The sequence below is a fragment of the Desulfoprunum benzoelyticum genome (assembly GCF_014201505.1).
In the GTDB taxonomy this organism is placed as follows: Bacteria; Desulfobacterota; Desulfobulbia; order Desulfobulbales; family Desulfocapsaceae; genus Desulfoprunum; species Desulfoprunum benzoelyticum.
Genome location: NZ_JACHEO010000006.1, coordinates 1 through 25,619, shown reverse-complemented (window position 1 = coordinate 25,619; position 25,619 = coordinate 1). Strand labels below are relative to the sequence as shown.

General features: G+C 48.5%; 23 protein-coding genes and 2 pseudogenes. 8 read left to right on the top strand and 17 right to left on the bottom strand.

Translation table 11 applies throughout. The annotated features are described in order from the left end of the window. Positions 1-8 precede the first annotated feature (8 nt). The 5 genes and pseudogenes from HNQ81_RS06955 to HNQ81_RS17790 form a co-directional block, all read right to left on the bottom strand. Complete coding sequence (locus tag HNQ81_RS06955; RefSeq protein WP_183349693.1) at positions 9-311, bottom strand: BrnA antitoxin family protein; 303 nt, start codon at positions 309-311, stop codon at positions 9-11. Beyond that, positions 271-543 (bottom strand): BrnT family toxin, encoded by a 273-nt coding sequence (locus HNQ81_RS06950; protein WP_183349691.1) that lies wholly within the window; start codon positions 541-543, stop codon positions 271-273. Before HNQ81_RS06950 ends, HNQ81_RS06955 begins: the two co-directional genes overlap by 41 nt. A gap of 182 nt (positions 544-725) precedes the next feature. Beyond that, a complete protein-coding gene (locus HNQ81_RS06945) occupies positions 726-860 on the bottom strand; it encodes a type II toxin-antitoxin system MqsA family antitoxin (protein ID WP_240191609.1) in 135 nt (44 codons plus the stop codon). Then, positions 857-1,144: a helix-turn-helix domain-containing protein gene (locus HNQ81_RS06940; RefSeq protein WP_183349689.1), complete on the bottom strand. Its 288-nt coding sequence runs from the start codon at positions 1,142-1,144 to the stop codon at positions 857-859. The genes HNQ81_RS06945 and HNQ81_RS06940 overlap by 4 nt, the downstream gene beginning before the upstream one ends. Further along, positions 1,131-1,464, bottom strand: a pseudogene (locus HNQ81_RS17790) (type II toxin-antitoxin system RelE/ParE family toxin). Before HNQ81_RS17790 ends, HNQ81_RS06940 begins: the two are co-directional and overlap by 14 nt. Positions 1,465-2,131: 667 nt before the next feature. Here HNQ81_RS17790 and HNQ81_RS06930 point away from each other — a divergent pair. The 4 genes from HNQ81_RS06930 to HNQ81_RS06915 are packed head-to-tail and all read left to right on the top strand — an operon-like array spanning position 2,132 to position 5,924. Next, a complete protein-coding gene (locus HNQ81_RS06930; RefSeq protein ID WP_183349687.1) occupies positions 2,132-3,001 on the top strand; it encodes a glycosyltransferase in 870 nt (289 codons plus the stop codon). Continuing rightward, a complete protein-coding gene (locus HNQ81_RS06925) occupies positions 2,985-4,190 on the top strand; it encodes a glycosyltransferase family 4 protein (RefSeq protein WP_183349685.1) in 1,206 nt (401 codons plus the stop codon). Before HNQ81_RS06930 ends, HNQ81_RS06925 begins: the two co-directional genes overlap by 17 nt. After that, positions 4,153-4,902 (top strand): class I SAM-dependent methyltransferase, encoded by a 750-nt coding sequence (locus tag HNQ81_RS06920; protein ID WP_183349682.1) that lies wholly within the window; start codon positions 4,153-4,155, stop codon positions 4,900-4,902. The genes HNQ81_RS06925 and HNQ81_RS06920 overlap by 38 nt, the downstream gene beginning before the upstream one ends. 47 nt (positions 4,903-4,949) lie before the next feature. After that, positions 4,950-5,924 (top strand): rhamnosyltransferase, encoded by a 975-nt coding sequence (locus HNQ81_RS06915; protein WP_183349680.1) that lies wholly within the window; start codon positions 4,950-4,952, stop codon positions 5,922-5,924. On the opposite strand, the gene HNQ81_RS06910 is transcribed toward HNQ81_RS06915, so the two are convergent. The 12 genes and pseudogenes from HNQ81_RS06910 to HNQ81_RS18250 form a co-directional block, all read right to left on the bottom strand. After that, a complete protein-coding gene (locus HNQ81_RS06910) occupies positions 5,914-6,918 on the bottom strand; it encodes a glycosyltransferase family 2 protein (RefSeq protein ID WP_183349678.1) in 1,005 nt (334 codons plus the stop codon). The two genes, HNQ81_RS06915 and HNQ81_RS06910, sit on opposite strands and share 11 nt — an antisense overlap. Continuing rightward, positions 6,915-7,136, bottom strand: coding sequence for a hypothetical protein (locus HNQ81_RS06905; protein ID WP_183349676.1), 222 nt, complete (start codon positions 7,134-7,136; stop codon positions 6,915-6,917). Before HNQ81_RS06905 ends, HNQ81_RS06910 begins: the two co-directional genes overlap by 4 nt. A 354-nt stretch (positions 7,137-7,490) precedes the next feature. Then, on the bottom strand, positions 7,491-8,444 hold the full coding sequence (locus HNQ81_RS06900) for a glycosyltransferase family 2 protein (protein ID WP_183349674.1): 954 nt from the start codon (positions 8,442-8,444) through the stop codon (positions 7,491-7,493). A 41-nt stretch (positions 8,445-8,485) separates the two neighbouring features. Continuing rightward, on the bottom strand, positions 8,486-9,808 hold the full coding sequence (locus HNQ81_RS06895; RefSeq protein ID WP_183349672.1) for a hypothetical protein: 1,323 nt from the start codon (positions 9,806-9,808) through the stop codon (positions 8,486-8,488). Between the two features lie 191 nt (positions 9,809-9,999). After that, a complete protein-coding gene (locus HNQ81_RS06890) occupies positions 10,000-10,923 on the bottom strand; it encodes an NAD-dependent epimerase/dehydratase family protein (protein ID WP_183349670.1) in 924 nt (307 codons plus the stop codon). 2 nt (positions 10,924-10,925) lie between these two features. Then, positions 10,926-12,239 (bottom strand): lipopolysaccharide biosynthesis protein RfbH, encoded by a 1,314-nt coding sequence (gene rfbH / locus HNQ81_RS06885; RefSeq protein WP_183349668.1) that lies wholly within the window; start codon positions 12,237-12,239, stop codon positions 10,926-10,928. A 26-nt stretch (positions 12,240-12,265) separates the two neighbouring features. Further along, on the bottom strand, positions 12,266-13,351 hold the full coding sequence (gene rfbG, locus HNQ81_RS06880; protein ID WP_183349666.1) for a CDP-glucose 4,6-dehydratase: 1,086 nt from the start codon (positions 13,349-13,351) through the stop codon (positions 12,266-12,268). A 2-nt stretch (positions 13,352-13,353) separates the two neighbouring features. Continuing rightward, positions 13,354-14,127 carry a glucose-1-phosphate cytidylyltransferase gene (rfbF, locus tag HNQ81_RS06875; RefSeq protein ID WP_183349664.1) on the bottom strand — a complete coding sequence of 258 codons (774 nt, stop codon included), beginning with the start codon at positions 14,125-14,127 and terminating at the stop codon, positions 13,354-13,356. 264 nt (positions 14,128-14,391) lie between these two features. Next, positions 14,392-16,122, bottom strand: coding sequence for an ArnT family glycosyltransferase (locus tag HNQ81_RS06870; protein ID WP_183349662.1), 1,731 nt, complete (start codon positions 16,120-16,122; stop codon positions 14,392-14,394). Then, positions 16,119-17,378 carry a vitamin K epoxide reductase/DsbA family protein gene (locus tag HNQ81_RS06865; protein WP_183349660.1) on the bottom strand — a complete coding sequence of 420 codons (1,260 nt, stop codon included), beginning with the start codon at positions 17,376-17,378 and terminating at the stop codon, positions 16,119-16,121. Before HNQ81_RS06865 ends, HNQ81_RS06870 begins: the two co-directional genes overlap by 4 nt. Before the next feature lie 101 nt (positions 17,379-17,479). Further along, positions 17,480-19,591 carry a tetratricopeptide repeat protein gene (locus tag HNQ81_RS06860; RefSeq protein WP_183349658.1) on the bottom strand — a complete coding sequence of 704 codons (2,112 nt, stop codon included), beginning with the start codon at positions 19,589-19,591 and terminating at the stop codon, positions 17,480-17,482. A gap of 407 nt (positions 19,592-19,998) precedes the next feature. Then, positions 19,999-20,116, bottom strand: a pseudogene (locus HNQ81_RS18250) (prepilin-type N-terminal cleavage/methylation domain-containing protein); the annotation flags it as partial. A gap of 928 nt (positions 20,117-21,044) precedes the next feature. Between HNQ81_RS18250 and HNQ81_RS06850 the strand changes: the two are divergent. From HNQ81_RS06850 to HNQ81_RS06835, 4 genes are all read left to right on the top strand, one after another. Continuing rightward, the gene (locus tag HNQ81_RS06850) at positions 21,045-22,628 is read left to right on the top strand and encodes a sensor histidine kinase (protein WP_183349656.1); all 1,584 of its coding nucleotides are present in this window, start codon (positions 21,045-21,047) and stop codon (positions 22,626-22,628) included. Positions 22,629-22,720: 92 nt separating this feature from the next. Further along, positions 22,721-23,383 carry a type IV toxin-antitoxin system AbiEi family antitoxin domain-containing protein gene (locus HNQ81_RS06845; RefSeq protein ID WP_183349654.1) on the top strand — a complete coding sequence of 221 codons (663 nt, stop codon included), beginning with the start codon at positions 22,721-22,723 and terminating at the stop codon, positions 23,381-23,383. 14 nt (positions 23,384-23,397) lie between these two features. After that, on the top strand, positions 23,398-24,201 hold the full coding sequence (locus tag HNQ81_RS06840) for a nucleotidyl transferase AbiEii/AbiGii toxin family protein (protein WP_420842291.1): 804 nt from the start codon (positions 23,398-23,400) through the stop codon (positions 24,199-24,201). Positions 24,202-24,455: 254 nt separating this feature from the next. Further along, positions 24,456-25,508, top strand: coding sequence for a type IV toxin-antitoxin system AbiEi family antitoxin (locus HNQ81_RS06835; protein WP_183349652.1), 1,053 nt, complete (start codon positions 24,456-24,458; stop codon positions 25,506-25,508). Positions 25,509-25,619 lie beyond the last annotated feature (111 nt).

The following is a 25,619-nucleotide window of genomic DNA, read 5'->3' as shown; positions in this document are numbered from 1 at the left end:
CTGGTTCTTCATGGCCGATGTTCCTTCAACCAGTCGCGGAGGGCGGCGTTCATGCGGCTCTGCCAGCCTTTGCCGCTGGCCTTGAAGGCGTCCAGCACGTCGTTGTCGAAACGGACGGTGGTTGATGATTTCGTCGCCGTTCCGGCCGGCCGACCGCGCGTGACCTTATTGAGCGCTTTCAGTGCCTCTTCACGGGAAACGACTTTTTCACCGATCGTCCATACGCCGCGAGCAAAGTCCTCGTCGGTCAGCTCGGGGGCGTCGTCGGGATCAATCCAGGTGCTTCGAGTACTTTTCTTTTTCGCGATCATTGGCGTACCTCATTGAAATGATGCGGCGAGTTTTACCGCGTGGGGTCCAGACCACAACCACAGCCCGGAGATCCAGTAAACCAACGGAGATATATCTCTTTTCGCCGTAATCCCGGCGAATATCCTCGATGGTGACGGCGACCGAAGCAAAGACTTCTGCTGCCCTGGCGAAATCGAGACCCCGCTGCTGCAGCGTTTTGTCGCGTTTGTTCTGGTCGAATTCAATAGCCATTTATTTATTGTAGTAACAACAAACATAGGTGTCAATATTCCCTCGCAGCCCCGTCGCCTGATCGGCAACCCCGACGTCATCGACAAAGGGATCATCCCCGAGATCATTAAGAAGGCCACTGCAAAATGAATCGCCGGGAAGTGGGATTGAGGAGGGCAACGCCATGGACATTATGCGAGCATTCAGGATGCCGCCAGAACCTCCGGGAGGAGGTCGGGATGGCGATCGAGCAACTTCAACAGCAGGACGGTCGATTTGGCCGGTTGCCTGACGCCGCGCTCATACTCGGAAAAGGCATTGACCCCGCTGCCAATCATTTCGATATGTGGACCTGCAGCTTCATACCACAGGCCTCGGCGTATTTCCGTAGCGTGGCAATCGATGGAGAGTGTTTGGCGCTCGACATCCCGGAGAGCATGCGCGACAACGCCGGTGGCTTGGTTCCCATGCGTCGGGCAATCTCGGCCTGTGACAAGCCGGAGGCCTCGCGAGCGCGGCGAAGTTCATCAAGCAGCAAAAATTCCGGCTCAAGTTGATCATACTCTTTTTTTACTTCCGGATCGGAAAGGAGTTTTTTCTTAAAATCTTCATGACTTAACATGGCACACCTCTTTCAATCGACGCTTGGCGACGGCAAGTTCCGCACTCGGCGTTCGGTTGGTCTTTTTGACAAAACTATGCAATATGACAATGCGACGTCCCGCTACCGTACAGTAAAAAAACTCTTGCGATTCCCTCTGCGCCTATAAGGCGCAGTTCAAACAAGCCGCCTTTCATGGCTCGGCTGTGTGGCATTCCCAAGTCAGGACCGAAAACCATCATTCGCTCGGCAAGTCTGAGGTAGCGGGCAACCAAGGTTTTCGGCAGCCTGGCTATTTCTTCCTGTACCTTTTCGCTATAGTATTCGATTTCGTATCCCATGCGCATACATTAACAAAAGAGTTAACGATTGTCAAATTCCTGTTACCCTTGGCCGGCGCCCATGCTCAGAGATGATGTTCGGTTTTGAGAATTGGGAGATACTTCCCGATAGGGCCAAGCCCACACTCTCACCCCCGCTGTCATTCCGTTTTTCTTCCTGTCATTTCGAAGCGAAGCGAGAAATCTCATCATTCCCGATAGGGCCAATGTCCAAAACCCAACCCCCGCGGTCATTTCGAAGCGAAGCGAGAAATCTTGCTGTTCCCGTTAAGGCCAAGCCCATACCCCCACCCCCGCTGTCATTCCGAGCAAAGCGAGAAATCTCACCCTTCCCGATAGGGCCAAACCCAAACTCCAACCCCCGCTGTCATTCCAAGCAAAGCGAGAAATTTCACCATTCCCGATAGGGCCAAACCCAAACTCCCACCCCCGCTGTCATTTCGAAGCGAAGCGAGAAATCTTGCTTTTCCCCCCTCAAATCACATTTCAACAACCGAAATCAAACACCACCCCAACATAAATTTTGCAAAACCCTCCCCAATATGTTTATCCTTCGCAAATCGTTACAAAAGTTGCACAAGACCACAATCCCGGCTACATTTCCGAGTGCCCACCAACCGAACACAAAACGCAGTAAAAAAAATCCAATCAGGAAAGGGGAAAGAGAGTGGACGAGAAGAAAAAGAAGGTCCCCGTCACCATCCTGCTACCCGCCTACAACGAAGAACTCAGCATCGGCGACACCATCCGCCGAATCCGGGAACTATACCCAAATTACGAAATCCTGGTAGTAGACGACGGATCAACCGACACCACCCTCCAAAAGGCAATGGAGGCCGGCGCCAATGTCTGGCCCCACCCCTACAATATCGGCAACGGGGCGGCGATCAAATCAGGCTTGCGTGCGGCCCAGGGCGAATGGGTGGTGATGATGGATGCCGATGGCCAGCACGCCCCGGAAGATATCGCCCGCCTCCTCGAACACAAAGACACCTACGATATGGTGGTGGGGGCGCGGAGCAGCAACTCCGAGACGGCGATGCACCGCGACATCGCCAACACCGTCTACAACTGGTTCGCCTCCTATGTGACCAAATTCAAGGTGGAGGATCTGACCTCGGGTTTCAGGCTGGTTCGGCTGTCCACGGCCCGACAGTTCATCTACCTGCTGCCCAACACCTTTTCCTACCCGTCCACCCTGACGATGGCCTACCTGCGCAGCGGCCGCAGCGTCAAATACGTCCCGATCGAAACGAAATACCGCATCGGCAAGAGCAAAATAAAACTGTTCCAGGATGGCACCCGGTTTTTCCTTATCATCACCAAGATCGCGACCCTGTTCTCGCCGCTGCGGGTGTTTCTGCCGATTAGTGCCGCTTTCTTTGCAGTGGCTCTTGGCTACTATTTTTATACATTTGTGACGGCGGCAAGATTTACCAACATGTCGGCCATGCTGTTTAACAGCTCGATCATTATTTTTATGATTGGACTGGTAGCGGAACAGATCAGCCAAATGCGGTATGACAGGGTTGAATAAAAATTTATTTCGGAAAATGAATAAAGCGAATGTGTTGATCGTAACCCGCAATTTACCACCACTTGTTGGAGGTATGGAGCGTTTGATATGGCATGCAATCGATGAGTTAAGATCTGACTATCAAGTTCAAGTAGTGGGTCCTTCTGGCTGTAAAGATAAATTACCTCCTGATGTAAATGTCATTGAAGTACAGCTGAGTCCTATGTTCTTTTTTCTGCTTGGTACTACCTTAGGGGCATTAAGATCGGTTGTGCGTCATCGTCCAAATATAATATTTGCCGGCAGCGGTCTTACAGCCCCAATCGTTTGGATATTCGCCCGCCTTTCGAGGGCGCGATGTATTGTTTACTTACATGGCCTTGATGTGAAGGTTCAGCATTCTGTTTATCGGTCAATATGGCTACCATTTTTTCAATATTTTGATCATGTGCTTGTCAATAGCCGCTATACGAAACAACTCGCATTAGAAGCAAGGGTACCGTCAGAGTGCATTTCGATCTTGCACCCAGGAGTTGAAATGCCGGATATGGCAGATGTCCATAATAAAAATCTTGCCTTTCGATCACGTTATAACTTCGGTCAGTCCCCTATTATGCTTTGTGTTGGTCGTATTACACCCCGTAAGGGGTTATTGTATTTCGTAGAAAATATTTTACCGAATATTATATCAGAGGCGCCAAAATCAATATTGGTAGTTATTGGGGATGATCCGGTCGATGCGTTGCAGACTGTGACGGATGAACGTGCCCGGATCAGATCTGTCTTAATAGAAAAAGGGTTAAAAAACAGGGTTAATTTTTTGGGTAATTGTTCAGATGAGGAGCTTGATAATGCCTATTTTGCCGCTGACGTTCTCGTGTTTCCAGTTCAACAAAGCAATCATGATATAGAGGGATTTGGAATGGTTGCAGTAGAGGCAGCAGCTCACGGGTTACCTACGGTAGCTTTTTCGGTTGGTGGAGTGCCGGATGCGGTTTCTGATGGTTGTTGTGGTAGACTGATACGTGCAAATGATAATATCTCTTTTGCTCAAGCTGTAATTGAACTTATCAAGGAAGGAGCGTCGCCTAAACCTACTGGTGAGTGCAGAAAATTTGCCGAATTATTTCAGTGGAATGAGTTTGGTAGTCAGCTGAGGAGAGTTTTTCATAATGTCGAAAGTGGAGGTAGTGGGATTGCCGGCACTTGATCGAAAGCCACACGCTGTCCTCGATTTGCCCTCGCGACAGCATAAAGCGCTCAAGATTGAGCGCTTGCTTGACCTTTCAGCAAGATCTAAAGTAATACGATTGCTGGAGATTGGAACTGGTTCCGGAGGGATAGCTCATTACTTTGCCACACACAGAAGTATCAGATGCGATGTTGCGGCTGTCGATGTCGTAGATCAGCGTTTATTGCGGGACAAATACATGTTTGTTCTTATTAAAGACACGGTGCTCCCGTTTGCAAATGGAAGTTTTGATGTTGTGATTTCTAACCACGTAATCGAACATGTTGGCAATCGTGATGCGCAATCCCATCATATCAGTGAGATTCATCGTGTATTGAAAATGGATGGTATTGGCTACCTAGCGGTTCCAAACCGCTGGATGCTCATAGAACCCCATTATAAACTCATATTCTTGAGCTGGTTGCCGCTGTACCTGCGAAGCTATTACTTACGGTTAGCCCGTCGAGGTATTTTTTATGACTGTGAACCACTTGAGAAAAAAGAATTGGAGAAAATACTAGATAAGAATGGGTTTGCATATCGAAATATCTGCACTAGAGCTTTTAGAGAAACATTAGCAATAGAGAAAAAGCACGGGTTGTTAAGTCCCATGATTAAACAAATTCCTGATTGTTGGTTAGATTGGTTATCTCCAATTATCCCTACACTAATTTACCGTCTACAAAAATAGATTCGAATCTATTAAACAAATATGAATCATTCAGTGGTAATAGCATAGTGTTAGAAAATATAAAATCAAAGTGCATCGCAAGAGTCCAGAAAAGAGAGAAAAAGGTTGCGGCTATTATCGTCACGTATAATCCCAACCTTTTTATTTTTGAGAAAGAACTTAATGCTATTGAAGTTCAATGTTTTGTTATTGTGGTTGACAACGGATCTGATGATGAATTTATGACATTCATTCTCCAAAAAAAACAAAATTTAGAACATCTGAATGTTATATTTCTAAAAAGAAATCTTGGCATAGCAAAAGCTTTAAATGTTGGTATCGAAACAGCCATCAAACTAGGATTCGATTTTGCATTACTGCTGGACCATGATAGCATACCGGATAATAATCTTGTTGAAGTATTAACATGCCATTTAGAAATCTTGATTGAGGGAAAGGAAAAAATCGCGGCTATAGGACCACGTCTTTTTGATCCGAGGTCGGAAAAAGAATTAGGTTTTGCAGTCTTACATAATTTCATTTGGAAAAAAGTGAAGTGCGGCAACTGTAGTTGTTCTATTTTGCCCTGCCAATTCATAAACTCATCTGGCAGTTTTATTAACCTTTCTGCTTGGCAAATTATAGGAAAATTTGATGAGGCTTTCTTCATTGATCATGTTGAAACTGATTGGTACATGAGAGCACGCCATTTGGCATATCAATGTTTTGGTGATTGTTCTACAACGTTAAATCACAATTTAGGAGATGATGTTGTAAATTTCTGGTTTTTTGGTTGGCGAACAATGCCAAGGAGATCGCCAAAAAGACATTATACGATTGTGCGTAATAGTTTATGGCTTTATAATAAACCTTATACTCCATTTGCTTGGAAAGTTAACAATTGCATCAAACTAATATTTACACTGGTATGGTTTTCCTTGTTTGATCAGGATAGGAAAAGTCAATTTAAATATATATTGAAGGGGATTAATGATGGCATATTTACCTCTGCAAAATCGATAAAAGGCAAAACTATATCTTAAAATATTTCCGAATGATTTCTTGTGGGTCTTGTTTTTTGTCTGAAAAAGCATCTAAGTAACCATCTAATAATGCTCTTAGTTTTAGCGTTTTTCCAGATTCGAATAAAAATATTTTTAAAGCTTCGATTATTGCAACTAGAATCTGATGCGAACACCAAAATGTATTATTCTTCCAGTATTTTTTTAATGTCCATATTCGATTCCTTGCAATAAAATATCGACGAAAAGCTACATGGTTGTTTGTATAGAAATTTCGCCAAATAAACTTATGACATGTTCTATTGCCGACAGAATGGGTCATTAGATATTTTTTTGTTATATATACATGATATCCTTTGGATAATGCTCTCAGACAGTATTCATTGTCTACATAATCGATAAAATAGTCTTCTCTAAAAGGCCCACAATCAACAAAAGCTTTATTATTAAGAAAAGATCCTGATGAAATGAAAACAAGGGCATCAATATAAGTATTGTTTTCCTGTGAGACACTCCAATGCGTTGGAACGGAACCATGAAGGTCTTTGTAGTTGCATCCAATCAATCCTATGAATTTCTTTGATTCTATAGTGTCATATACAACACCAATTTCATCTAAAATATTATCTTTAATATGAGTATCTTGATCAAGAGTTAGCGTCCATGTATAACCTTTATTGATAGACCAGTTAATCCCCTTGTTCATTGCGGTTGCAATGCCCAAGTTGCAAGTATTTATTAATATTTCAATGTTGTAATTTTTTGTTAATAGTAAAAGATTTACTTCTTGGTTAGGGCCACCAGAATTGTCTACGACCAATACCCTGGTAAACAATGTCGAAAGATGCTCTACACGTTCAGCAAATCCGTCATCCGGCCAATATGTTACAATTATTACGGCAACATTGTCGTAAACTGGTTTTTCAATAGGTGAATCGTTTTGATTTTTGCAGTAAGAAACTTTGAAAGGTTTTCCATTTGAATACTTTTTTCCTGCAGTAATTGTATAATTCATTTTATAGCACATAATGTGATAAGCTCTCGCTTATCACTAATGTTTAGTTTCAATTTTATCAGCCTTCCAAAATCGCCATTTTTCTCTAAAGGATAACCTTTATTTTGTCTGTAGGTTCTGTCCATTCTTAATCTGTTCACTTGCTGCAAAGATCTCTTTGTAAAGAGGACGAAAAGGGAAATCGTAAATTTCCCTAAATCCGGTTTGTAAAAGAGCATTCTGATCTCCAATTTCAATAAATCACTCTGATAGGTGCTTGTTTTTTTTTTATGATAGCGACCCTTTGTCATAGTGTATAAAGCCAAAGATTGCGTGTCGGAGAATCATCAACAAGTGAGTATGCTTTGCATGGAAATCCTTTCGTAAGAGATATTATTTCGAAAATTGTATATTTGTAAAATAGAGCATGGAATCCATGTTTGGGAAATCGTTAAAAATCCCATGGCATTTCGTGTTCTGGCCAAACAGGATGTGTTGACAAATGCAAATAAACTCAAATCTTCATTATTTTATTGATTTCTGCAATAGCTTTCCAGAGAAAGGGAAAATGTTCGAATATCTTAAGGTTTAATTTACACATGAGTCTTTTTTTTTAATGCTCTAATAAATTTTAAAATCGTTGATGGTAGAAAACTTATTATTAATATAGTTATATTTGATAAATCAGTTGCTAAAGGGAAAATTTTAGAATAATTTTTATAAGTTTTGAAATTTAAAATATTTTCACTTCTAAGTTTCAGTAATCCCATGAGAGTGAAAGTTTGAGTTTTAATTCCATGTTCCTTAATACATTTTATTTTAATGTCCAATTTATATGAAGGTGGTAGTGAAAGGATAAGATTTGGCCACTTCTCCGCCCAAATTTCTATAGTTCTGGCTTGCCAACTTTTTTTTACAAGATCTTTAATCTTGATAGACTTAACTGATAAATTTTCAACCCAGTGAATAAGAAAACTTCTATTTGCTATAGATTCAAAGATAACACCAGTTTGAACTAAATCAGTATTTTTATAACGTTCAAAATCTGCATTAGTTATGAGTTTGGAACTATACACCAGACTTGAAAGGCATGTCATGTGCCAACCTAAATCAGATAATAATTGGTTTTGATCAGTATAATCTTGTTGAGGAATATCAATCACTCTATCGGCGACATTAAATATGATGGCTTCATATTTTTTTTTATTAGCTGTTATAAGTTTAAGGACATAGTCAATCCCATCGGGCGGGATTTGATAGGTATCCCCCAAAAGCCAAACATAATCGGTTTGTGGATATTTAAGTGCACATTCAAAATTACCATCAAAACCAAGATTTGTTTCATTTCGGTGATATTGTATAAGAGGGTACTCTATTATTCGTCTTTTAACGACCTCACCTGTAGTATCTGTTGACGCATTATCAGAAACAAAAATAGGTATATTGTGTACTTTGGCCAGAGGAATATGAACTTCAAGACAATAGTCGAGAAAATCGACACGATTGTAGGTTGGAATGACAATAGATAAGAAAGGGTTGGAATTCATCGTTTGAACTCTCTGTTGTTACTGTAGAAATAATAAACACATCATTTTTGGTAACGCTCTTTGAATTTTACAAAACAAATATAAGTTGAAGGAATTCCATATAATAATGTTATAAAACAGTACGATAAAGCTATTCCACAACTCGAATATTTCATACCAAAAAAAATAGTCGAAGTTCCAACTAAAACAGCACAAATTATAGAGAGTAATAACATCGGTTCTTGCTTATAGGCTCGCATATAAACAGCCCAACCACTGATAGCAATATTTCCGCAGACAGCTACAAGAAAAATCATAACCTGCAGTACCGGAAGAAAACGAGTACCGATGGTTGTATAAGATTGAATTCCTGCAACTACCAAAACTGCAACTGTAGCAAGGACAACACTAACTATCATTGCCTGCTTCAGAATTTGGTTAAAAAATATATCAAGATCGCGCCATTTCTTGAGCGCAATCAACTTACCGAATTCAGGACTTCTGGCGTTAAGCCACATAAGGCATACACCTTGCACTGCATTGACAGCACTCAGCGTCATCCCCATCTGTCCCGCCTCCACAGGCCCGTGAAATTTAAAGAGTACCGGAGTAAATAATTGAAATATGAAGTATCCCGAAACCCAAGACAAAGCAATCTTCCACTGCATTGGCCAGACTTCTCCCCACCAATAGATTGTGTGAGAAGACCTCCGCGGACCGAAAGCATAGGAAAAAGCCGCTTTCACTAACCGGGGTTTACTTCTGAACAGGTACATTACACCCACAATGATATTTCCTGTCATAACTGCTGGAATTGCATACAATCCACCGCCGAACGCTATTACCATCCAACCAAAAATCGAACCCGCCATTCCGCCCATCATTTCCCGGCGGTTGATTGAGGCCACATCGCCACTACCGGATATGACGGCGTAAAAGGGAATCAACAGCAGGTTACACCCGACGCTGATTACTGCCAATGCCCATGGTATACGCCAGAAAAAATCAACAGCATTGGCGGAGGATTGAGTGAAAAACAAGAAACCTGCTGGAATTAAGACAAGAATCAGCATCACTGCACTGACAGTGTACCATTTGAACCCCTTGCCGAGCAAATCAACAAATCGGTCACAGTGCACCTCACTGCCTGTTACCTCACCCTTTTCTCCCCACGAAAGAAAAGCAAATTCATGAGCGGCAAATTGAGCTAGGACAGTGAGCAGGCCAAGCTCGAAAAAGACCTGAATCGCCAGTAAGCTACTGAAAGTATAGTAATAGCCCTGCTCAACATCTGAAAAACGGGTTGCTATAAGGATAATGGTGAGAGGCCCGGCCAGGGCACTCCACATACGGGTAAGAATACCAAAACCGATAGCTCTATTCACACCGAACAATCTCAGGAGGTTAATTACAAAATTTGACACAATATCGCCTTTGCTTCTCGCAAAACCCATCAAGAGATGTCGACTATAGCCTTATAGGCAAAACCGGTTGCATATCTACTTTCTTTAGTAATAGTGCTTTCTACCCAAGCACACATCCAGATTTTCTGGCATACCATATATATAACTGGTTGTCACAAATCACTTTGTAGTTTTAGGCTTATTATTTTCGTAATACCTGCCTGTATTGATATATTGAAAGCCCAGCCCAAATCAGTAAGTAGCTTGTTATCCACGTTGATAGTCATCATTTCACCGGCGCTATATGGAAGGGCTCCGAAGTGAAGTAATGTGTTGCTTTTGCCATACAGAGTTTCATGCGCACGCTTGATTTCTTCGACAAAATTCCTGACGGAAGTGAGCATCCCTGTGCCAACATCAAACTCTGTAAAGCGCTCCATCTGCATAGTTTTTTTCAGAGTCAGCAGGTAGGCTGAAATAACATCGTCAATATAAACAAAATCGCGCTCCTGTTCACCCATGGTAAGCTTGACTTCCTCTACCTGCCGTTCTAGCTGATCGATAACCCACGGGACAAATTTGGTCTTGTCATCTTTCGGGCCATAAATGTGTTCCAGTTTGAGATTGACCACCTGAATCTTTTCACTTTGCAAATGTAGCCATTCGACAAACTGTTTTTTTGACAGCGTGTATGCATTCAAGTACTTTTGTAACAACATGTCCGTATTGAAAAACATGTCCGTATTGAAAAACGTGTCCGTATTGAAAAACGTGTCCGTATTGAAAAACGTGGCTGCGTCAAGCAGTTTTAGGCCAAACATCAAATTACTTTCAACAATCTTATGAATCGGCTCACCATTACGTCCATATTGGCAAGCCGTATGGATCACAGTATCGATCCGTTGATCCCTAAATGCAACTTCCAGCGGTACACAATCAACGTCATAAGTCTTTACCTGATCCAGCAAGTGCTGGATTCTCCAGGTATTAGAGCTTGAGCGTTTCAAGATAACAACGGAATAGCCCTCCTTCAGAAGGGCCTCCAGTAAATGGCTGCCGAGAAACCCGGTAGCGCCGGTCAACAGTATGGTTTTCATGGTTAGGAATGCACTCCGAAGAACTCTTCAAGTTTTTCGCCAACAAAGTTGAAGTGCTCTTCGCCAAGACCCGGATACACCCCCAGCCAGAAGGTCTGGTCCATGGTGCGGTCGGTATTGGTCAGTTCGCCAACCACCCGGTACTCAATATCCTGGAAGTACGGTTGACGGGTCAGGTTACCGGCGAAAAGCAGGCGGGTGCCGATCTTGTTCTGATCGAGGAACTTGAGCAGATCGACACGTTTGACGCCGGTACTTTCCTTGAGTGTGACCGGGAAGCCAAACCATGACGGATCGCTGTTTGGCGTGGCTTCGGCAATTTCGAGATAGTCAGACAGGCGACTGAGGTGCTGCTTCAGTAATTTGAAATTGCGCTTGCGGGTGTCGATGAAGTCTTGGGCGCGCTCAAGCTGGGCCAGGCCGCAGGCGGCCTGCATGTCGGTGATCTTTAAGTTGTAGCCCAGGTGGGCGTATACATACTTGTGGTCATAGCCTTGCGGCAGGCTGCCGAATTGTTGGTCAAAGCGGTTGCCGCAGGTATTGTCGCAGCCAGGTGCACAGTAGCAATCCCGGCCCCAGTCGCGTAAAGATTCGGCGATCTTCTTGAGTTGGCCGTTATTCGTGAATACCGCACCACCTTCCCCCATTGTGATATGGTGGGCCGGGTAGAAACTCAAGGTGGCGATATCGCCGAAGGTGCCAACCAGCCTGCCATCATACCTGGACCCCAGGGCATCACAGCAGTCCTCGACCAGCCACAGCTTGTACTTTTCGCACAGCGCCTCGACCATGCCGAGGTTGAAGGGGTTGCCTAGGGTATGGGCGAGCATGATGGCTTTGGTTTTCGGGGTGATGGCGGCTTCGATCAGGTCGGTATCGATGTTATGGGTCGTCCTGTCCACATCGACGAAGACCGGCACCGCTCCAAACTGAACGATGGGGTTAACGGTAGTAGGGAAGGCTGCGGCTACGCCAATCACTTCATCCCCTTTTTTGATGGCCCGCTCACCAAGCCTCGGTGAAGTGAGGGTACTGAAGGCTACAAGGTTGGCCGAGGAGCCCGAATTGACGGTGATCAGATATTTAACGCCGAGAAATGCTGCCAGTTTCTTTTCAAATTCGGCATTGAACCTTCCGGTGGTGAGCCAGCCGTCAAGGGCTGCTTCAACCATCAACTGGAATTCCCGAGCGCCAATGATCTTGCCAGCTGGGGGGATGACGCATTCTCCGGCAACAAAGGGTTTAACCGACAGTGTGGCTTGAGCATACAGCTCGACGAGCTTATGTATTTCCTGGCGGAGGATCTCGGGATTCATCGGGTTATCTTCTTGAAATAATATATTTATTTGTCACATTCTGGCATGTCCGCCATGTAGGTCTTGATTTCGTTGAGACAGCATACCTGCACATTTTCGCCGCGTAACCAGGAGCGGTGCCAGTTGACGATTCGGTCCAAGGCGGTTCCCAGGTTCCAGGTGGGTGACCAGTGCAGGCGAGCCTGGGCCTTTGAAATGTCGAGTTTAAGGTAAAGCGCCTCATGGGGTTGAGGCTCAAGGTCCAGTTTCCAACTGGTCCCTGCACCCCAGGTTTTAACCATGTGATCCATAATCCACTCCACCGGGCGAACATCTTCGTCCCTTGGGCCGAAGTTCCACCCTTGGGCAAAAGCCTGGCCATGGTTCCACAGGTGTTCCGCCAATACCAGATAGCCACCGAGAGGTTCCAGCACGTGCTGCCAGGGCCGGATTGCTCGAGGATTACGAATAACCACCGGCTGCTTTTGTTCAAAGGCACGGAGAATATCCGGAATCAAACGGTCTTCGGCCCAGTCGCCACCACCAATCACGTTACCGGCCCGTACCGAGGACAAAGCAGCCTTGTCTGGATTGTTGAAGAAGGATTTACGGTAGGCGGCTGTGAGCAGTTCTACACATCCCTTGCTATTGCTGTAAGGGTCATGTCCACCCATGGGCTCGTCCTCGCGGTAGCCCCATTCCCACTCCCGATTTTCGTAACATTTGTCGGTGGTCACGTTGACGATAACACGAAGGTTGGGGCATTGGCGTGCGGCCTCCAAGACATGCAGACTGCCCATCACGTTGGTGGAATAAGTTTCCACAGGTTGGCGGTAGGACAGGCGCACCAGGGATTGGGCAGCCATATGAACCAGCAGGTCCGGGTTGAAGCTAATCATGCTACGGGTGATGGTCTGCAGGTCACGAATATCGCCGAGTTCTGACAGCATCCCCTGTTCAATACGGGCTTCATCGAATAAAGCCGGAGTAGTGGGCGGCGTCAAAGCAAAACCTTTGACCTCTGCCCCCAACATCTGCAGCCAGAGTGTCAACCAGCTGCCTTTAAAGCCTGTATGGCCGGTAAGAAAGACTTTTTTACCTTTCCAGAAATCAGGTGTGACAGAAGCTTTCATTGTTAATCCCAAATTTTCCAGGGTGCTTTGCCCGTTTGCCAAAGCTCTTCCAGTAAATGCTTGTCTCGCAGAGTATCCATCGGCTGCCAGAAACCATGATGTTCATAGGCCATTAGCTGCCCATCGGCCGCCAGGTTCTTCAGCGGTTCCTGCTCCCAGACAGTGCTGTCGTCGGTGAGATAATCGAACACTTTAGGAGTTAGCACGAAAAAACCACCGTTAATCATGGCGCCGTCACCTTTGGGCTTTTCCTTGAAGTTGAGGACCTGGCCCTGATGGATATCCAATGCACCAAATCGACCGGGTGGATAAGCAGCAGTCAAGGTGGCGGCTTTGCCATGCTGCCTGTGGAAGACCAATGTCGCACTAATATCGATATCACCTACGCCATCACCGTAAGTAAAGCAAAAAAAATCTTCATGTTGGACGTAAGGGGCGATGCGGCGCAGTCGACCTCCGGTCATGGAATTTTCACCGGTATCGACGAGAGTAACGCTCCAAGGTTCGGCACGCTTGTCATGGACTTCCATAGCATTGTCTCGCATATGAAAAGTAACATCAGACATGTGCAGAAAATAATTGGCGAAGTATTCCTTGATCACATAGCCTTGGTAGCCGCAACAGATAAGGAAATCATTGATGCCATGAGATGAGTATATCTTCATGATGTGCCAGAGGATCGGTTTGCCACCAATTAGCACCATCGGTTTCGGACGAATGCTGGTCTCCTCGCTCAATCGTGTCCCTAGGCCACCTGCCAGAATTATGGCTTTCATTCTGCCTCCTGGTTCAATAGATTTTACACAAATGGTGTTAATCTAATACGATACTAATTGCATTGCCCCTTTCGATTACGGAATTTTTCCAGCTAGGGTAGCGTTCACTCTAGTAGACACCACTTTACCCCGAGTACAATGTATATTCAGGAATAATGTGCTAATATCACGGGTGTCTCATAGTTTATTCCTTGATTTTCCCTTGCATATTTACGAGACAACAATGAAGAGAAAAGGAAAAAATGTCTGGATTGTAAAAAAAACTCAGTTTTTCAGGCTCAATTGAAAGAAGGTGTGACCATTCTTTTGAAACAATGGATTTGATGAATTTTGGAAAAATGGTGCAATGAGTAATTTGTCATTATTTCTGAGTTGTTTGAACCATTGTGCCGTTAGATCGTCTCGCATTAGAACATGGGATATCCCTTTCTCCCGGATATATTCAAGAATATCTTGATGTTCATTCTTGAAAAATTCTGAAAAAAGGCCGGATGGGCCAAATGGTTGCTCGAAAACTGGCTGAAAATCCATGTAATATCCCCTGTTTCCTAAAAATATGCAGAGCACTTTGGCGTCAGATGGAAGCACTGAATTGGTGTATTGAATGGCCGCGTATTCAGGGCGGTAGGCAGTGATGTACTGGTCTCTGCTGATTTTTCCCCGTACATAGGGTAAGGGGGCGACTGTGGAGAACTGGTTTACTATGTATTGCGTGTTGTACCCCACCATCAAGCACGAGATGCCGGTGACGATCATTGCAGTAGTTGTTGTTTTTACGTTATTCCCTCCTGTCCGCCTGATTAGAGTATCGTTCAGTCCCCGCAACCCATACATCGACAAAATAACCAGGGGTGGGACAATCGGGACGATGTAACGGATGCGTAGCACCTGTTGGAAGAATGTGAGAAAAAAATAGAGCAGGGCGAAAGAAAGGAGGATTTTTTTCTCGCGGCTTTCCTGCGATGATGACGGCTTGAGTAAAAAGGCCATGATCGACAGGACAAGGAGAAACGGCGTCAGTTTGCCGTCAAAGAACTGCGGGTTGTCATCCTGGCCTTCAATGAAAAAGCGCACCGGCAGCAGTAGAGCCTGCCACCATGTCTCGTGGTATAGAATTTTTCTCGAGGCAAAGGCGCCGCTGCCATTACTGGTTATCTGCTGTAGGGCGCTTGGTGCCTCATCTGTAGTCGATTGACTCGCAGCCACAGTTGGTTGTTGGATTTTCTGGAAAAGCGAATTGTGCAGCGGATAGATGGGATTGCCGGTCCAGACATAATTTCTGATCAGCCATGGAGAAAAGGCAACGAAGGTGGCTACCGTAAAGATCATTCCGTAAAGCAAAGCCTTGCCATTACTCTGTTGATCTTTTCCGGCACTCCGTTGGTAGATAATCGGAACAAAGATGGTGAGGGCAAAAATGGAAATCAATCCATTGTATTTTGTCCCGGCGGCAAGTCCGCAGCACAGACCGGCAAGGAGGAGATAGCGTAATTGAAAATCTTTTTCCGCCCACTGCAGCAGAAGGAGCAGCGAGGCGGTGGTAAAGAACACGAGGCCGAGATCGACGTAGACGGTGATCGACAGTTTGACGATGATCGGGATCGACAGAAAGAAGATCGCTCCGAGCAGGCCGAAAACATTGCCGAGGCGTTTGTTGAGATAGCGGTGGATCAGCCATGCCGTCAGCAAGGCGAAAAGGTAATGAATATATTTGGGGATAATGTCGTTGCCGAAATAAAGCGGGATCGTATACAGCAGGTCGAGATTCATCGGGTAATACGAGAACGGGATCTCCGGAATCTCGTAGATGCCGCCGTGCTGCAGCCAGAGCTTGGGGACGAACAGGTGGTGGGTCAGGGCGTCGCGATCGACGGGTGGAACGGAGGCGAGGATCACCGTTGCCGCCACCAGCAGCGCCAGGATAGCGAGCAGCCCCCAGAGAACGTATTTTTCAGTGGAAGTCGATGAACTGTGTGCCGAATCTGCCGTTCTCATTTCATGATCTTCTGTAAAATTTCACCGGGCATCGAGCCTTCATACACCTTTCCGTCGATGACATAGGACGGGGTGCCGGTAATCCCGAGCTTCATGCCTTGACGGATGTCGTAGAGGAGAACTTCCCGAATCTGAGGATGTTGACTGGCAGCTGCCAGCTCACCCGCTGTAAAATCTGTTTTTTCCCCCAGCGTCCGGGTGTCGAAAGACTCTTTCCCTTGCGCTATGGTATACAGCTCATCGTTCATTTCCCAGAATTTTCCCTTTGAAGCGGCATAAATCGCGATCATCGCCATTTTCCCCGCTCCCGCATGAAAAGGTTCGGGGACAACAATGGGGTTGAACTCATGGTCCATCGGGTAGTGATGGTGGATCAGTTTGATTTTGCCCGGGTGTTCGGCGATAAGCCTTCGCAGAAACAGGTGCATCTTGCGGCATTGGAAACACAGATAGTCCATATACTCATGAATGGTTATCTCCCCATCCTCCGCGCCGATCCAGGGATTGCCTTCCGCGGTCAGGCCTTGGGCGGCCGTTTTCGATGGCGGCGGAAGGGTGTATTCCCAGTAGCGGGGCAGGTTGGCCTTGAGAAAGAAGAGGGTGGCAACGAGACAAAGGATGCTGCCTGTTAACGTCCAGGAATTGAGAAGATAGTTCGTCCCTTGTTTTACCCCACGCCAGAAAGAATCAGCACAGAAGCGGCGTCGGATGATCCAGGCATAGTAGCAGAGGGAAAAACTGATGCCATAACTGGCAAGGCAGAGCAGACAGTAGGCCTTGACCTTGGTCGCCGAAACATAGCCCAGATATATCGAGGCGATGGAGTAAAGCAGGCCGAGTAGGAACAGGAGATGCCACAGCGACTCCGACCCTTTTGTTCGGCGCGAGGCAGCCAGAAAAATTATCAAATAGAGCAGGTAAGAAAAAAGACCCCAGATCGCCAGCGGGAGTCCGAGAAGAATCGACCAGGGGCTCTGGGAGACGGTATCGCAATTGATAGCCTTGGTCAGAGCGCAAAAACTGCTGAACGATATATCGGTGTAGTTGCGGTAGTGCGAATAGATCAGGTAACCGGTATCGGCCAGGCCAAGGAGTAGCAGGATGAACACCGGGATGGCGTAGTAGCGATATGGCAGGGTTTTACCGGTCCCCTGGTGAATTACTGGATTCATTCCGGTGCTTGCTGGCGTGATAGAGATCTGACTTTGGTTATGGTCGATTGATTGCCATTCCACTTGCCATCGAGGGATGAACAAGAACGTTTTTTTACGTCATACAAAAGGGTTGGTCATGCGCAAGGGACCTTAGATGACATCGTTGCCGGCGTGTATGAACGGAGAGGACAGAATCCTACCCATTACAACTTCCGGTCATCGGGAGTCTGCCCAGGGTCGGAAGTGGAACGAATGAAATCGATCAGCTCTTGCGTATCGACAGGAAACAGGATTTCCTGGCTGGCCGCCGAGGTGACGGTGCTCAGCAGGTCTTCAGATCTGAAATGCTTGTACAATTCTTTCAGCTGGGCCTTGGCTGCCTCTCTATTGTTCTGGCGCAGGTGGTTGCCGATCACACAGAGCAGGGGTAGGCGCGGTTCGGAGATGGAAAACAGTGTCTTGAATTGCTGCTCCGCTCCCTGGTAGTCACCATTTCTGCTGAGGATGCTGCCGAGAGTGGCGACAGTTCGTATATGCGCGAAACTCTTTTTATCTGCGGTATCGAGAGTGGCGTGCAACATGGCGATGGCCTGGGGGTACTGGCCCTCAAGCGCCAGAACAACTCCCATGTTGGTCATCAGATGCCCGTCGTTTGGGTTCTTCTGCATCAGTCCTTCGAGTTCTTTCTTGGCTGCATCGAATTGGCGGTCGGCCAGCAACGTCTTGTAAAGGTAGTAATGCGAAGACTCGTTTTCATTGGCCTGCAATGCCTGCTGGTAATAGCCAATAGCTTCTTTATAGTTGCCCTTACCCGCGGCAATGTTCCCCATATTGTTGTAGGCTCGCATCCGGTCTTTTGTCGGAGTGGGAGAGTTTTTGGAGAGGGATTGTCGACTCAGTTCGAATGCCTCGTCATTTCGGCCCAACTTCTGATAGGTAACGGCGAGATTGATATAGGGACGACTCTGTCCCGGCGCCTTGGCCACCCCATCTTCCCACAGGCTTTGCTCGGTGCGCCAGACGTTATTGCGGGTGTATGTCGCAACAGATAAGGCGCATAAGGTCAGCAGGACGGCGCCGGCTAATGTGTGGCGTAGGACTGGTGCAGTCTGCAGTCGCTCGCCGTTGTAGGCATCGACCAGGAGCACGGCGATGGGCAGGAAGAGAAAGAGGGAGGGCAGATAGTTGCGATGTTCGAAGATCAACTCAAGCGGGAAGACGGACGATTCGATGACATGGTTGAGGAGGAAAAAAAGGATCGCAAACGAGGTGATCGGCCAGGTTTTATGCTTCCATAGCGCCCAAAGCGTTAAAACGACAAGAAAGGTGATCGAGAAAATTGTGGTTAATGGTTGGAACAGCGAGGTGGAGAGAATAACGTCGTGATCGAGAGAGAGACGGAATGGCGCCGGGAAAAACAGCAGCGACAGGTAGAAGACCATGATCCGGCTTTCCGTCAGGACCCGTTGCCAGAGGGTGAAACTGCGATGTTCGTAATTGAAAATGCTCCCGAGAGGGTTGCCGTTGGTAAGGAGATAGGCGGCGACTCCACAGATGAAGAGGAGGCCGGCGCCGAGAAGAATGTGCTGCTTTTTAATTTTGCTGAAGGATTGAAAAAAAAATCCTTCCACAAGCACAAGAACTGCTGGCAAGGTTATAACGTTCTCCTTGGAGCCCAAGGAAAGAACGAAACAGACCAATCCGGCCAGGAACCAGTAGAATTGTTTCATTCTCGGGCGATCACGACGGCCCATCAGGTAGCAAAGGAAAGCGGCGAGGAAGAATAAAGTGGCAAGTACGGCCATGCGCTGGACAATGTAGGTCACGGCCTGGGTCTGCACTGGATTCATCGCCCATAACAGGGCGGTGAGCAACGCCGCTTGGTGTTTGGTGCTGATCGACCGTTTCTGCAGGACTGGGGTTTCCAATAATTGGAGAACCACCAGATAGAGCAATACGGCCGTTCCCCAATGAAAGAGGATATTGACGAGATGATAGCCAAAGACGTTATCCGCACCGAGATACCAGTTGAGGGCAAAGGAAAGATAGGCAACTGGCCGGAAAAGCCGTCCTTCTTCACGCGGGTGGGCGAAAAAAACCTGGTTAATAGAGTCTAAATTAAATGAAGTGAGATGTAGCTTTTCATTTTCAATGATATTCGGAAAATCGTCAAGATGCCAGTCAGTAGACAGGGTGTTACTATAACTGATTACGATGAAGAGAAATAGAATCCCGAAGGAATGGAGATGCCACCATATTGATTGAGTCGTGAATCCAGTAAACTTGGTGGGGTATGCATCTTCTGATATGTTCATATAAATTGTTTGTTGGTAGCTATAAAAAAACAGGCGACCCTTGAGTAAGGGACGCCTGTTGAAATTGAAAATGACTGATGAGGATTACAGGGTAATGCTATAAATACCTGGGTTGGTTTTGCTCCACTTTGCACTGCCTTGTTGATAAGTGGACGGACAACGTCCACCTGCATCGGTTACTCTTATTCTATAGGTATTCAGATTGGTACCTGTCCCCGCAGTCACTTCAACAGTATTTTTTCCACTCATATTTATAGGTTGGCCTCCTGGGAAAGGAACAGAGATAGCACCAGCGGTAACATTAGAGTGGGTTGTATTACCTGGGATAGCGAAATAATCAGCCAAACCGGAGGCAACAGCCTGAGCATCACTCTCTGCAGCTGAGCAGAAGGATTTGTCACGGTACGAAATATAGTTCGGGATGGCGATCGCTGCCAGGATACCGATGATGGCGATGACGATCATGAGCTCGATCAGGGTGAAACCTTTCTGGTTCCGGTTGAGGGTCAGTTTCTTCAGTGTCATGTTCTTTTCTCCTTTAAGAGGTTTTTAGGGGTACTGCCGGTTTGAGAAACGCTTTCTGACAAACTGGAATCGTTTAAAGCAATTTTGATGCCAAGAGTCAAGAGGGAATGTGGTTTTTTGATTTTATAATTGATTTTTGAGGGTTATCTGGGGTGATGGTTGGTATTGGTTCCGGCATGGATGATGGAAGGGTTTATTCATTTTCTATTGAGGTGACGAATTTTGCGCAATGGTGACAAAAAGTGTCACCTGTGGGTGGTCGGATGAGATCCGGCCACTCAAGTTCCTGCTTGAAAGTAGTTCCTTCCGTCTAACATCCTGATTTGCCTTTCCAAAGATATCCATCTATGCCACAATGAGCCTGGATTTTCGTGCAAGGGAGTGGTTTCTGGCGGGGAAAAGCAAGATTTCTCGCTTCGCTTCGAAATGACGGCGGGGGTGGGTGGCTTGGCGTTTGCCCTGTCGGGAATGATGAGATTTCTCGCTTCGCTTCGAAATGACGAAAGGGGGGCTCGGAATGACGGTGGGGGTGGGCGTCTTGGCTTTGCCCCGGCGGGAATGATGAGATTTCTCGCTTCGCTCGGAATGACAAAAGGGGGCTCGGAATGACAGTGGGGGTGGCTGTTTTGGTCTTGGCCCCGGTGGGAAAAGCAAGATTTCTCGCTTCGCTCGGAATGACAAAAGGGGGCTCGGAATGACGGTGGGGGTGGGTGGCTTGGCGTTTGCCCCGGTGGGAAAAGCGAGATTTCTCGCTTCGCTTCGAAATGACAGGGAGAAAAAACGAAATGACAGTGGGGGTGGGTGTCTTGGCCTTTGCCCTACCGGGAACAACGGGATTTTTCGCTTCTCTTTGAAATGGCTGAAGGGGGGCTCGAAATAATGGTATGCACTTGATTTATCACATGATGTATAACTCACGGTGATCTGGATGCGTTCCTCGGGGCTCAAACTCAATATCTCGGCGACGATGTTTCTGTTGCTGGCATGTGCGACGATACTCGGCAATATCGTCATCGTCCTGTTCTGGCAGCGGCAGATCGTCACGGTGGAGGTCAGCCATGCCCAGGCCGTTGTCGGCCGGTGGGAGATCCTGGTCGCTCGGGGCAAAGCACCGGTGGCGATCCAGGCGACAGACCTGCAGCAGCTGTGCCGCGCCGTCGGTCCCTCCTGTCGCGAGGCCGCCTACGTTGGCGATCGCACGGTCGTCTACGCCGGGATGACGGCTGCACCGCTGCAGCTGCAAGAGGTCATCGGCGAGGCGGTGCAGACCAACCGCCACATCGTCCGTTTTGCCGGTGCCACAGTCGGCGGCATCTTTTTCGGCGACAAACAGCTGCTGCTCGCCCGCCCGGTCGCAGCGGAGGGGGCAGCGGCGGCGGGGCTGGGGCTGATCATCGATATCACCACCGCCTCCCACCTCGTCCTCCAGCACGGCAAGATCATCTTCGCCTGGATCCTGATCAATGTGCTGTTGCTGACGATCATCGGCCTGTCCCGGCTTGACCGTCTCGTCGTCCGCCCGCTCGAGCGTTTGGTCAAGACCTCGGAATCCTATGATTATGGCGATGGCGTCGCCTTCATCGGCGGCGAGGTCGGGAGCGAACTCGGGCAGCTGTCGCTGGCCCTCAACCGGATGCTGGCGCGGATCGAGGAGGATCGGCAGAAGTTGCGCGCCTCCGTCCACTCCCTGGAGCAGGCCAATCTGCAACTGGTCGCGACCCAGAAGGAGATGGTCCGGGCCGAGAAGCTGGCGGCGGTGGGGCGGCTGGCGGCGGGGCTGGCGCACGAGATCGGTAACCCCATCGGCATCGTCCAGGGCTATCTCGAACTGCTGGACAATGCCGACCTGGCGGCGGAAGACCGGCGCCAGTTCTCCCGGCGGGCGATCGCCGAACTGCAGCGCATCAACCATCTCATCCATCAGTTGCTCGATTTTTCCCGCTCCTCGTCCCAGGCCCCCGAGCCGGTGGCGGTGCAGGCCCTGCTCGCCGAGGTCATCGACATGTTCCGGGCCCAGAAACGGGCGCCGGAGCTCCGTTTCCAGCGGCACTGCGGCGAGGGGGCCGACATCGTCGTCGCCAACGCCGGCGAGCTGCGCCAGGTGTTTCTCAACTGCCTGCTCAACGCCGCCGACAGCATCTGGGAGATGGGCGAGGGGCATCCGGGACGGATCGATGTCGACTGTCGCTGCGGCGGTGACGACCGACTCATGGTGGAGGTGTTGATCGCCGATAACGGCCAAGGGATCGCCGCCGACAGTCTCGAGACGATCTTCGACCCGTTCTATACCACCAAGGCCCCTGGCAAGGGGACGGGGCTTGGCCTGGCGGTATCGCATTCGATTGTCGAGGCGGCCGGCGGCCGGATATGGGCTGAAAGTTCTGGGGTGGGGGCGGAGATCCATGTCGAGCTTCCTGGCGTGCGATTGGCGATGGGGGGGGGAGAGGTGTTTGCTCGAAGCAAAAATGGGCATTCTCGGCAGCATGAGATTTCTCGCTTCGCTTCGAAATGACAAGCTCCCCCCTGTTCTTTTGCTAGCACTATCATTGCTGCAGCTGTTTTATGTGGATATTGCATAGATAATCGGATATTTTTCGATTATCTATGCAAAAAAAGACAAATGGCATGATACGGGAGTATAAACTGGAACAGTTTGGTGCCGTACCTTTCAGTCATGGGACGTTGATGCTTCTGCTGAAGGGGTATCGGCGTCCGAATGACAAGATCGCCGAATGGTTGAGGCGTGGCGACCTGGTACCGCTCAAGCGGGGGCTCTATGTGGCCGGGCCGCCCTGGCGCAAGGGCGAGCTGTCCTTGCCGCTGGTGGCCAACCGACTGTACGGACCGTCCTGCGTGTCGCTGGATTACGCCCTGTTCTGGCATGGCCTGATCCCCGAGCGGGTGTACGAGGTGACATCGGTGTGCATGCGTCGCAGTCGGGTGTTTGACAACGCGTTGGGGCGGTTTTCCTATCTGACGGCGCCGCAAAGCCTGTTTCCTGTGGGGATGCGGCAGGAACAGGCGTCGGAACGTGAGACGTTTCTGATCGCCGGCCCTGAAAAGGCCCTGTGCGACAAGGTCTTGCTCACCCGCAACCTGCGCGCTCGAAGCCGTGACGCCATGCAGGTATTTTTGTTCGAAGACCTGCGCCTGGATGAAGAGGCGTTGGTCGGGCTGGATGTGGCGGTGGTGGCGCAATACGCCGAATCCGGTCACAAGGCGCGCCAGTTGCACGCCCTGATGCAGGTGCTGGAGGAAGCCCGGTGAAGGTGATTGAACAGATGCTGTCGCGGTATGCCAGGGAGGAGGGCCACCATGCCCTGCGGGAAGTGATGCAGGAGATCGCTCTGGCGGGCTTGCAACGGGCGGGATTTTTTGACAAGGCTGCGTTGTATGGCGGCACCTGTTTACGAATTTTCTACGGATTGCCCCGCTTTTCCGAGGATCTGGATTTTTCGCTGTTGACCACGGATGTCGATTTCTCTCTGGAGCCTTACTTCAAAGCGCTGGAAGAGGAGTTTTCCGCCTTTGGCATCGAGGTGGAGATTTCTCAGCGACGTAAGTCGGTACAATCGGCAGTGGTGTCTGCTTTTCTCAAAAAAGGCACCAGCATATACGACGTCAAAGTGACTGGGCAGCGCACCCTGAAAATCAAGTTTGAGGTGGATACTGACCCTCCCGGCGGCTTTGCGACGGAAGAAAAGCTGCTGGTTCAGCCCTATTCATTTTATGTCAAGTGCTATGCACTGCCGGACTTGTTTGCGGGCAAAATGCACGCCTTGCTCTTTCGTCGCTGGAAAAACAGGGTGAAGGGGCGCGACTGGTTCGATTTTGAATGGTATGTGCAAAACTCTACGCCGCTGAATCTCAGGCATCTGGAGGAGCGAGCCCGGCAAAGTGGTGACTGGCAGGCCGGTGAGTTGACGCGGGATGATTTTTTCCAACTGCTGAAAGAGCGTATTCAATCGCTGGATGTGAGCGTGGCTAAAAGAGATGTGCAGCCATTTGTCCGGTCGCCTGAGGCTTTGGATATCTGGTCGTTGTCATATTTTCAGGATCTGGCCGGCAAGGTGGTTTTTGTCTGAACCGGAGGGAGAGATCTCTGCAGAGCCGGATCTCAGCGGAAAGACAAAATTTCTCGCTTCGCTTCGAAATGACAGGGAGAAAAAACGAAATGACAACGGGGAGAGAGTCTCGACCTTCGCCCTACCGGGAACATCGAGATTTCTCGCTTCGCTCGACAGGGGTGGAGGGATCGACAGAAATTTTAGTCGTTTACAGATCAATCTGTCCCCCTTTGCCTTGACCTCTGTTCAATATATTTGTATGTTCAAAAAAAATGAACAAGAAAAACATTGAACATAATCCGGCGGCGGAAAATGAAGTCATCCTCCACCAGGCACTGGACGCGCTGAAGAAGCTGGTTCCGCTGGAATACGAGGTGGAGCCGGATCCCAACCTTCGCGAGCAGGGATACGATTGCGCCGTTCGGGCCCAGGTTTTCGGACTGCAGATCGTGTGGCGTGTCCAGGTCAGGAACCGGTTTACCAGAGCGGTGGAGTTCCTGGCTCTGATCGACAACGACAAGGCGCAATCCCCCTTCCTGACAGCAACACGATACGTCTCTCCCGAAGCTGCGGCGAGACTGCACGCCCGTGGCGTCCAGTTTATCGACACGGCCGGAAACGCCTTCATCAATCAACCGCCGCTGTTCATCTTCGTCACAGGCAACAGACCGAAAACGGCGGAAACCGCCGTTCCCGCCGTACGCCTCTTCAAAGGGGTGGGATTGAAGATCGCGTATCTCCTGCTCTGCCGGCCGGACCTCGTCGGCCGACCGTATCGCGAACTCGCCGAGATGGCACATGTTGCCCTGGGAACCGTCAACAGCACCATGATGGATATGATCCGCAAAGGTTTTATCGTCGATATGGGAAAAAGGGGGAAGATGTTGCAGGAGAGAAAATCTCTTCTCGAGCGATGGGTCATGGCCTATCCCGACGTTCTCAAACCGAAGATTCTGCTGGGCCGCTTCCGGGGAGACGGCAACTGGTGGGACAACACCCGGCTCGATCCGATCGTCGCCCAATGGGGCGGCGAGGTCGCCGCAGCGAAACTGACCGGATACCTGAAACCGGGTACAGTCACGCTGTATGCGGACAAAAACCGTTTGGCCGAACTCGTGCTCGACTGCAGGTTGAAAAAGGATCCCCGGGGCAACGTTGAAATACTGGAACGGTTCTGGCCTCCGGTTGATGGCTTCGGCGCAGGTGATACCGTCCATCCGATTCTCATCTACGCCGACCTGGTCGCGATCAGTGATCAACGAACCATGGAAACCGCACGGATGATCCATGCAGACTTTATTGATCGACATTTCGGGCAGGATTGATCCCGAAAAAATCGATAAATGGGGTCATCCATGATAAGTATTGTCAATGGGAAAACGGAGGTTTCCCGTCTCGCCCAGGAATGAGTCTGCTTCCGCCTTGCTGCTGCCCCG

Bases quoted from the DNA above. Each gene is read 5' to 3' on its own strand.
- HNQ81_RS06890 (WP_183349670.1), bottom strand. From the start codon at position 10,923: ATGAAAACCATACTGTTGACCGGCGCTACCGGGTTTCTCGGCAGCCAT.
- rfbF (WP_183349664.1), bottom strand. From the start codon at position 14,127: ATGAAAGCCATAATTCTGGCAGGTGGCCTAGGGACACGATTGAGCGAG.
- HNQ81_RS06910 (WP_183349678.1), bottom strand. From the start codon at position 6,918: ATGAATTATACAATTACTGCAGGAAAAAAGTATTCAAATGGAAAACCT.
- HNQ81_RS06845 (WP_183349654.1), top strand. From the start codon at position 22,721: ATGCAAAAAAAGACAAATGGCATGATACGGGAGTATAAACTGGAACAG.
- HNQ81_RS06870 (WP_183349662.1), bottom strand. From the start codon at position 16,122: ATGAGAACGGCAGATTCGGCACACAGTTCATCGACTTCCACTGAAAAA.
- HNQ81_RS06860 (WP_183349658.1), bottom strand. From the start codon at position 19,591: ATGAACATATCAGAAGATGCATACCCCACCAAGTTTACTGGATTCACG.
- HNQ81_RS06920 (WP_183349682.1), top strand. From the start codon at position 4,153: ATGTCGAAAGTGGAGGTAGTGGGATTGCCGGCACTTGATCGAAAGCCA.
- HNQ81_RS06840 (WP_420842291.1), top strand. From the start codon at position 23,398: ATGCTGTCGCGGTATGCCAGGGAGGAGGGCCACCATGCCCTGCGGGAA.
- HNQ81_RS06925 (WP_183349685.1), top strand. From the start codon at position 2,985: ATGACAGGGTTGAATAAAAATTTATTTCGGAAAATGAATAAAGCGAAT.
- HNQ81_RS06955 (WP_183349693.1), bottom strand. From the start codon at position 311: ATGATCGCGAAAAAGAAAAGTACTCGAAGCACCTGGATTGATCCCGAC.
- HNQ81_RS06835 (WP_183349652.1), top strand. From the start codon at position 24,456: ATGAACAAGAAAAACATTGAACATAATCCGGCGGCGGAAAATGAAGTC.
- HNQ81_RS06940 (WP_183349689.1), bottom strand. From the start codon at position 1,144: ATGTTAAGTCATGAAGATTTTAAGAAAAAACTCCTTTCCGATCCGGAA.
- HNQ81_RS06905 (WP_183349676.1), bottom strand. From the start codon at position 7,136: ATGCTCTTTTACAAACCGGATTTAGGGAAATTTACGATTTCCCTTTTC.
- HNQ81_RS06945 (WP_240191609.1), bottom strand. From the start codon at position 860: ATGATTGGCAGCGGGGTCAATGCCTTTTCCGAGTATGAGCGCGGCGTC.
- HNQ81_RS06950 (WP_183349691.1), bottom strand. From the start codon at position 543: ATGGCTATTGAATTCGACCAGAACAAACGCGACAAAACGCTGCAGCAG.
- HNQ81_RS06900 (WP_183349674.1), bottom strand. From the start codon at position 8,444: ATGAATTCCAACCCTTTCTTATCTATTGTCATTCCAACCTACAATCGT.
- rfbH (WP_183349668.1), bottom strand. From the start codon at position 12,239: ATGAATCCCGAGATCCTCCGCCAGGAAATACATAAGCTCGTCGAGCTG.
- rfbG (WP_183349666.1), bottom strand. From the start codon at position 13,351: ATGAAAGCTTCTGTCACACCTGATTTCTGGAAAGGTAAAAAAGTCTTT.
- HNQ81_RS06850 (WP_183349656.1), top strand. From the start codon at position 21,045: ATGCGTTCCTCGGGGCTCAAACTCAATATCTCGGCGACGATGTTTCTG.